Genomic DNA, 7,459 nt, shown 5'->3' on the forward strand with positions numbered 1-7,459 from the left:
ATAGGGAGGTCAGAACAATGGATGACTTTAATCATAACAATAATAACATGACGCCGGAATCACGCGGTGATGAGCATAAGGAATCGCAGCAGCCCACCATGGAACAGCCGGCAACAGAAACGCAGTATAGCGAACCGCGCACGCCGTACCAGACGCCGGTACAGCATCCCGCCTATCATCAGGCGACGCAGCAGCAGCCGTATGGCGGCGCACCGTATGCGCAGGATCCGATGGGTGCGGCGCAGCAGCCGCAGCCTCCGAAGAAGAAAAAGCACGGCAAGGCGATTGCAATTGGCCTCGGCGGCGTTGCAGCGGCGTGCCTGCTGTTTGCGGGCGGCGCGCTGATTGGACACATGGTGTATACGGGCGACGGCAATGCAGTGAAAGCAAGCGCACAGGCAGGCGACCTGCCTACGGTGCAGCTGAATGAGACGCCGAATCTCGATCCGGATAATTATGATGTGGTCAACGGTTTGGCGGGTGAGGAAATTTACAAAAAGGTCAGCCCGTCGATTGTTTCGGTTATTGCGACCACCGCAAGCGGAGTTGGTTCCGGTTCGGGTGTCATCATGAGTGAGGACGGCTACATCATCACCAACAACCATGTGGTGGAGGGTGCACAGAGCGTGACTGTGCAGCTGAGCGACAGCACGCAGTACGATGCCACGATCATCGGTACGGATGAGCAGACCGACCTTGCGGTGCTCAAGGTGGAACCGAAGGACACATTGACCGCTGCGGAATTCGGTGATTCGGATGAATTGCAGCCCGGTGAATATGCTTACGCTATCGGTTCGCCCGGCGGCGTACAGTTTGCCAATACGATTACTGGCGGCCGTATTTCCGCTATCAATCGTGACGTGACCATCAACGACCGCGTGATGACTCTGATTCAGACTGATGCGTCCATCAATCCCGGCAACTCGGGCGGCGCGCTGATCAACAAGTACGGTCAGGTCGTTGGTATTACCTCCGCTAAGCTGTCGAGCAGCGGCTTTGGTGAGGCTTCGGTCGAGGGCATGGGCTTTGCCATTCCGATTAACACGGCCAAGGAGGTCGTTGACGAACTGATTGCCAACGGCTATGTGGCAGGCCGCCCGTCCATCGGCATTTCGGGATACAATGTGGAGTCGGCAGACGGCAGCATCTCGGGTGTGCAGGTGCAAACTATTGATTCGCGCGCAAAGGCGGCCAGCGAAGGTTTGCAGGTGGGCGACGTTATCATTGCAGTCAACGGTACGCCGACCCCAACCATGGACGATATCAATGAAATCAAGGAAGACATGAAGGCTGGCGATAAGCTGACGCTGACCGTTTATCGCATTTCGACCGGCAAGACGCTCAATTTGACTGTGACGCTGACCGATGCGCATGACCTTGAGGGCGATGACCCGGCGGCGCAAAGCAGTCAGAACAGTCAGAGCAGTCAGTACGGCAACGGTGGTTCGCAGTACCAGAATCCGTTCTCGTACTTCGGATGGTAAAAATATTCGTTCGAACCGTACAGGTTTGATCGAGAGGGGCTGTGCCGCGCAGTGCGCGGACACAGCCCTTTCGCGATTTTGCGCGTAAGCGTACACACAAAATTGCTGCCCTGTATAAAAAGTCCGGCGGAGCCGGGCTTTTTATGAAAAGAACCGCCATTCGGCGGTTCTTTTCTGTTATATGCGCGTGTTGCGGCGCGGAGGATAGTGCGCAAGAACAGGCTCCCGACAGGGCGCCTGTTCTTGCGCTTACTTTTCGTATTTTTCGGCCATCTGCTGGCTGATGAACTGGCGTGCGGTGCGAGGGGAGCGTCCGTTGCGGCGCAGCGCGAACCGCTCAGCAAGCATGTGCAGCTGCTCTTCGGGCAGTACAAGACCGCTTTCTGCCGCAAGCTGGTCGACGATGTACAGATATTCGTCCTTGTCCGGTACAGAGAAGGTGATTTCCAGACCGAAACGGTCGGACAGCGAGGTGACGGTTTCCAGACTGTCGCGTACGCGTACCTCGTCGCCCTCGCGGTCGGCAAAGCTCTCGCGGATGAGGTGGCGGCGGTTGCTGGTCGCATAGATGACCAGATTGGCCGGTTTACCCGCAAGACCGCCCTCGATGAACGCCTTGAGCGCGGCAAAGTTGTCATCCTCACGGCTGAAGGTGAGGTCGTCCAGAAAAACGATAAAGCGGAACGGTGAGCGCAGTGTTTCCGCAAAGATTTTCGGGAAACAGGTGATGTGCCGCGGCGACATTTCGATGATTTTCAGGCCGCGCTCGGCATACTCGTTGACCACAGCCTTGACGGTCGACGATTTACCCGTACCCTTGTCGCCGTACAGCAGGATGTTGTTGGCCTCGCGCCCGTCGAGAAAGGCGCGGGTATTTTTGAGGATTTGCTGCTTTTGCCGCTCATAGCCGGGAAGGTCATGCAGGCGAATGGCGTCCGGATGCACAATCGGCGCGACGGTACCGTCGTCCTGCACGGCAAAGGCCGAGGACTGCGCAAAGAAACCGTAGCCCTGTGCACGATAGTAGCTGGCCAGCGCTGCGCCGTCCCGGAAGGGCAGCGGAGAGGAGGCGGGGAAGTCCGGCAGAGTCAACAGCGCGGGCGCGTTATATCGTCCTGCCGCGGCGGTTTTGAGTGCAGTGCCGTCAAGGGCGAGCAGCGCATTGAGGGCCTCGATGTCGAGCGTCGCCGCGCTCAGCAGCGCGGACGCGGGAGCCGCGAGCGTGTCGGTCAGAGTGTTAACGTCATAGTGGACGGCATTCAGTAATGCCTGCGATGCATCCTGATAGGCGTAGTGCGCGGCGCACAGCGCGCCGTAGGCATCGGCAAAGCATTCTGCGTTTGCGTCGCTGAGATAGTCCAGCGTTTCCGTACATGCGCGCACAAGCGGGTGCTGTTGCAGGCCGCGCAGCGCGGAAAGTGCGTGCAGACGCAGAGAAAGAGCGGTAAGTTCCATAGTCATTCCCTCCCGGGGTGAATTTTTGTGCAGCATCAGCATAGCACACTTCGGCGCGCTTTTCAACATAGCATGAGGGTAGACTATGTTGGAGGGAGAGTCAGCAATGAGCCAATATGCTCTTTTGATATGCCGCGGCCAAACCGAAGCGCTCGGTCTGCGGCGCCATTTGGGACAGATGGGAATACCGGGCGAGGTGGTGCGCCCGCCGCGGCATGCGCGCACGGATTCCTGCGGGTGGGCAGTGCGCGTGAGCGCACAGCAGTCCGAGGAGGCACTGCGCCGTCTGCGGCAACTCGGCATCTCGCCCTGTCGTGTCATACCGGACGAGGGGGCGAGCGTATGATTTATTTGGATAACGCAGCGACCACGCTGCACAAGCCGCGCGCGGTGGATGAAGCGATGCGTCGCGCCATGCACGCGGCGGCCGGCTATGCGCGCGGCGGCTACGCGGCTGCGATGCGCGCGGGAGAAACCGTGTACGCCTGCCGGGAACAGGCGGCCGCCTTGTTCGGCGTGCAGGACCCGGCGCGCGTGGTGTTCACAATGAACGCTACGCACGCGCTCAATCTGGCGATTCATGCGCTGGTGCAGCCCGAGACGCGCGTTGTGGTCGGCGGCTACGAACACAACGCGGTCATGCGGCCGCTTGTGCTGCGTGGAATGCAACCGGTGGTGCTCGATACGCCGCTGTGGGACGAGGAGGCGATGGTACAGCGGGCAAAGCAGGCGCTTGCGGACGGAGCAGAGCTGTTTATCCTCAATCATGTGTCCAATGTGTTCGGCTACGCCGCGCCCGTGGAAGAAATCGCCGCGCTGCTGGATGCGGCGGGCGTGCCGCTGATTCTGGATGCGTCGCAGTCCGCAGGCGTTATCGATATTGACGTGCGGCGGCATCCGTGCCTTGCAGCGGTCTGTATGCCGGGGCACAAAGGCCTGTACGGCCCGCAGGGCACGGGGATTTTGCTCGCGCTTGACAACCGGATTACGGCACGTCCGCTGCTCGCAGGCGGCACGGGCAGCCGGTCGGAGGAAATGCGGCAGCCGGACTTTCTGCCGGATGCGCTTGAGAGCGGCACACCGAATGTGCCGGGCATCGCGGGATTGTCGGCAGGGCTGGCGTTTGTGCGGTCGGTCGGGCCGGCAAACATTCTGGCGCACGAGCGACGGCTGCTGCGCGAATTTGTCCGCGCATTGGAAAAAGAAGAGCGCATCGAGTGCTTTTCCCATCCCGAACAAACGGGCGTTTTGTCCGTGCGCGTGCGCGGCGCAACCTGCGAAGGCGTTGCGGAGACGCTTGCACGGCAGGGTGTTGCCGTGCGTGCGGGCCTGCACTGCGCGCCCCTTGCGCACCGCACTGCGGGCACGGAGGAAAGCGGTACCATCCGCTTTTCACTCTCGTTTTATTCGACCCCGCACCAGCTGGAGCACGCAGCCCAGCTGCTGTGCCAAACCGTAAAAAATCTGTGAATACGCTATACAGGGGACGGGATTTGTGGTAGTATAATGAAGGAAAAAATCTGCCTTTCGCACGGAGAAAGGCTGCGAATTTACAGGACAGGTGGCTTTATGGAGGCTTTTCAAAACATTTTCATTCCGCCCCTTCAGAATTTCGACCTGCTTTCATCGCTCAAGAGCGGGATTGCATCCTTGCAGACCGCAGGGCCGATGGACGTGGTCGATATTCTGATTGTAGCCTACATCATCTACCGCATGATGAAGCTGCTCAAGGATACCAGTGCGGCACGGCTGGCCAAGGGCATTCTTGTGCTGGCGCTCGTGATGCTGCTGGCAAGCTGGTTCGGACTGACGTCGATTTCCTATATCCTGCGCACGGCGGTATACTATGCGCCGTTCGTGTTGGTGATTATCTTTCAGCCGGAGCTGCGTCGTCTGCTCGAGCAGCTTGGCAAGGGCAATTTGAGCCGTCTGCTCGTTCCGGCGAACGACCCCGATGAGATTGAGGCGGCCATCAACGCAACGGTTTCGGCCTGCGCGGATATGTCCAAGACCAAAACCGGCGTGCTGATTGCGTTTGAGCGCAAGGAGCGTTTGGGAGAGATCGCCGCGACCGGCACTTTGCTGGACGCCGACCCGTCGCCCGAACTGCTCAAAAACATCTTCTTTAAGAACAGTCCGCTGCATGACGGCGCGCTGATCATGCGTGCGGGCAAGATTTATGCGGCCGGCTGTGTGCTGCCGCTTTCGGGCAGCCAGACCCTGTCACGGGATTTGGGTACGCGCCACCGCGCGGCGGTCGGCATGAGTGAATCGTCCGACAGTGTGCTGGTTGTCGTTTCCGAGGAAACGGGCGCGATTTCGGTTGCTATCGGTGGTATGCTCAAACGGCATCTGTCGCCAGAGGTGCTCAAAAAGGTGCTTGAATCCGAATTGCTCGAGCCGGATAAGTCGGATAAACGCGGCATCTCTTCCCTTCGGAATATCTGGAAGGGAGGTGCGGGCAAGTGAAGCAGTTCATGAAAAAGCATGATATCTGGCTGCGCCTGCTGTCCATCCTGCTCGCGTTCGTTCTGTGGATTGTGGTGCGCGATATCGAAAACCCGATTAAGCCCACCACCATCCACGATGTACCGGTCAAGCTGACCGGCACGGAGCAGCTGATGAACAACTACAATCTTTCGGTAATTGAGTATACGACGACCATCGACGTGAGAGTGGAAGGCCCGAACAACGAGATCACCGACAGCACGTTTCGCAAGAAGGTGTCTGCAACCATTGACGTTTCGGGGATTACGGACGGCGCGGGCGAATATGCGCTGACGCCGCAGATCACCACCGGAAGCTATAACGTCGATTCCACGGGTACAGAACCGTCGACCGTGCGCGTGCTGGTGGATAAGGTAACGAGCGAAACCGTTCCTGTCCGTGTGGAAACCACGGGTACCGCGGCGGACGGCAGCCGGCCGGGTACGCCCGAACCGACCACGACTAAGGAGGTCACGATTTCCGGACCGGAGGCCGAGCTGAAGGAAGTTGCTTACGCATACGGTACGATTGATGTGACGGGCAAGTCCTCCACCTTTACCGGCGATTGCAGCATTGCCCTGTACAACGACGCGGGCGAACCCATCACAGGCACACATGTGACGTGCCAGACCGATACGGTTACCGTGCGCGTGCCGATTTATCCTGTGGAGAGCGTGCCGCTGACCGTTTCGCTGACCGATGGGGAAACACTCAAGGAAGAACAGGTGAATGTGAGCATCAATCCGTCTTCCATCACGCTTATCGGCGATCAGAAAACGCTTGCCGGCATCACGGAGATCAACCTCGGTACGATTGCTTTGGATGACGTGCGCACCGGCGTTCCTGTGGAGATGGAAATTCCGCTGCCAGAAGGGGTGCGGCTGGACAACGGCCAGCCTTCGACTGCAGAGGTGACCATCAGCGTCAAGGAGCAGGAGGATGTTTCCACCCGCAAAATACAGGTAACCAAATTCGTGCCGACCGACACTGCGCAGTCGCAGACGCCGTATTCCGTCAGCGTGCTGACCGAATCGGTTGAGATTGAGCTGCGCGGCAGTGAAAGTGCGCTGAAACAGGTGGATATCAACAGCCTGTCAATCGGACTGACCTTTGATTCCGTGTCGCTCGGCTTGGGTACACATAAGGTCAAGGGCATTGTGGCCGCCACGGGCCTGCCTTCCGGTGTAACGCTGGTCAGCGGCGATGTGGAGGTCGAAATTGAGATAACCGGGCCGGGCGGTGAGCAAACTGTAACGCCGCCGGAAGCAACGGATACGACACAGGACGGCGGCGAGGATATGGCACAGGGCGGCGGTGCGGATACCGATGCGGTGCCGCCGGAGGAAGGCGGAGACGGTACATGAGCTTGATGGTGAGCAATATCCGCCTGCCGTTTGATGCGCCGGAGGAACAGGCGCTGGCCGAGGCAAGACGGCTGACCGGTCTTGCCTCAGACGATGCGCAGGCGGCGGTGTACCGTGTGAGCATTGATGCGCGGCGCGGAAAAATCTTTCGCGTATATTCGGTGCGGTTGGACGCGCCTGTGGACGAAAAGGCATTTGCAGAAAAACTGCAAATGCCCTTCGTGCGTTATAAACCCGATGAAAAACCCGCGATTCCCTGCGGCAGCAAGCGGCTGGAACACCGGCCTGTGGTAGTAGGACTGGGTCCTGCGGGTCTGTTTGCGGCCTATACGCTGGCCAAACACGGCTATGCGCCGATTGTTCTGGAGCGCGGCGGCGACTTGGATGCGCGCGACCGCGCGGTCGATGCGTTCTGGCGCGGTGGTGCGCTGGACACAGAGAGTAACATCCAGTTTGGCGAAGGCGGTGCGGGTGCGTATTCGGACGGCAAGCTGACCACGCGCATCGGCGACCCTCTGTGCGATACCGTGCTGGAAACGCTGGCCGCGCACGGCGCGCCGGTGGATATCGTCAAAAAGGCCAAGCCTCATTTGGATGCGCGCGACCGCGCGGTCGATGCGTTCTGGCGCGGTGGTGCGCTGGACACAGAGAGTAACATCCAGTTTGGCG

General features: G+C 59.4%; 6 protein-coding genes and 1 pseudogene. 6 read left to right on the top strand and 1 reads right to left on the bottom strand.

The window, feature by feature from the left end:
• Window positions 1-17: 17 nt before the first annotated feature.
• Window positions 18-1,484: a S1C family serine protease gene (locus tag ACESSO_RS06390; protein WP_373164225.1), complete on the top strand. Its 1,467-nt coding sequence runs from the start codon at window positions 18-20 to the stop codon at window positions 1,482-1,484.
• A 249-nt stretch (window positions 1,485-1,733) separates the two neighbouring features.
• On the opposite strand, the gene ACESSO_RS06395 is transcribed toward ACESSO_RS06390, so the two are convergent.
• The gene (locus ACESSO_RS06395) at window positions 1,734-2,939 is read right to left on the bottom strand and encodes an ATP-binding protein (RefSeq protein ID WP_373164226.1); all 1,206 of its coding nucleotides are present in this window, start codon (window positions 2,937-2,939) and stop codon (window positions 1,734-1,736) included.
• A gap of 106 nt (window positions 2,940-3,045) precedes the next feature.
• Between ACESSO_RS06395 and ACESSO_RS06400 the strand changes: the two genes are divergently transcribed.
• From ACESSO_RS06400 to ACESSO_RS06420, 5 genes and pseudogenes are all read left to right on the top strand, one after another.
• Window positions 3,046-3,285, top strand: a complete 240-nt coding sequence (locus ACESSO_RS06400; protein WP_373164227.1) for a DUF3343 domain-containing protein — start codon at window positions 3,046-3,048, stop codon at window positions 3,283-3,285.
• Window positions 3,282-4,409: an aminotransferase class V-fold PLP-dependent enzyme gene (locus ACESSO_RS06405; protein ID WP_373164228.1), complete on the top strand. Its 1,128-nt coding sequence runs from the start codon at window positions 3,282-3,284 to the stop codon at window positions 4,407-4,409. The genes ACESSO_RS06400 and ACESSO_RS06405 overlap by 4 nt, the downstream gene beginning before the upstream one ends.
• A 99-nt stretch (window positions 4,410-4,508) precedes the next feature.
• Entirely contained in the window at window positions 4,509-5,408 is a 900-nt protein-coding gene (gene cdaA, locus ACESSO_RS06410) for a diadenylate cyclase CdaA (RefSeq protein ID WP_373164229.1), read from the top strand.
• The gene (locus ACESSO_RS06415; RefSeq protein ID WP_373164230.1) at window positions 5,405-6,790 is read left to right on the top strand and encodes a YbbR-like domain-containing protein; all 1,386 of its coding nucleotides are present in this window, start codon (window positions 5,405-5,407) and stop codon (window positions 6,788-6,790) included. Before cdaA ends, ACESSO_RS06415 begins: the two co-directional genes overlap by 4 nt.
• Window positions 6,787-7,459 (top strand): annotated as a pseudogene (locus tag ACESSO_RS06420) (hypothetical protein); the annotation flags it as partial. The gene ACESSO_RS06415 and the pseudogene ACESSO_RS06420, both read left to right, overlap by 4 nt.

Source organism: Agathobaculum sp. Marseille-P7918, assembly GCF_964248325.1.
GTDB lineage: Bacteria > Bacillota > Clostridia > Oscillospirales > Butyricicoccaceae > Agathobaculum.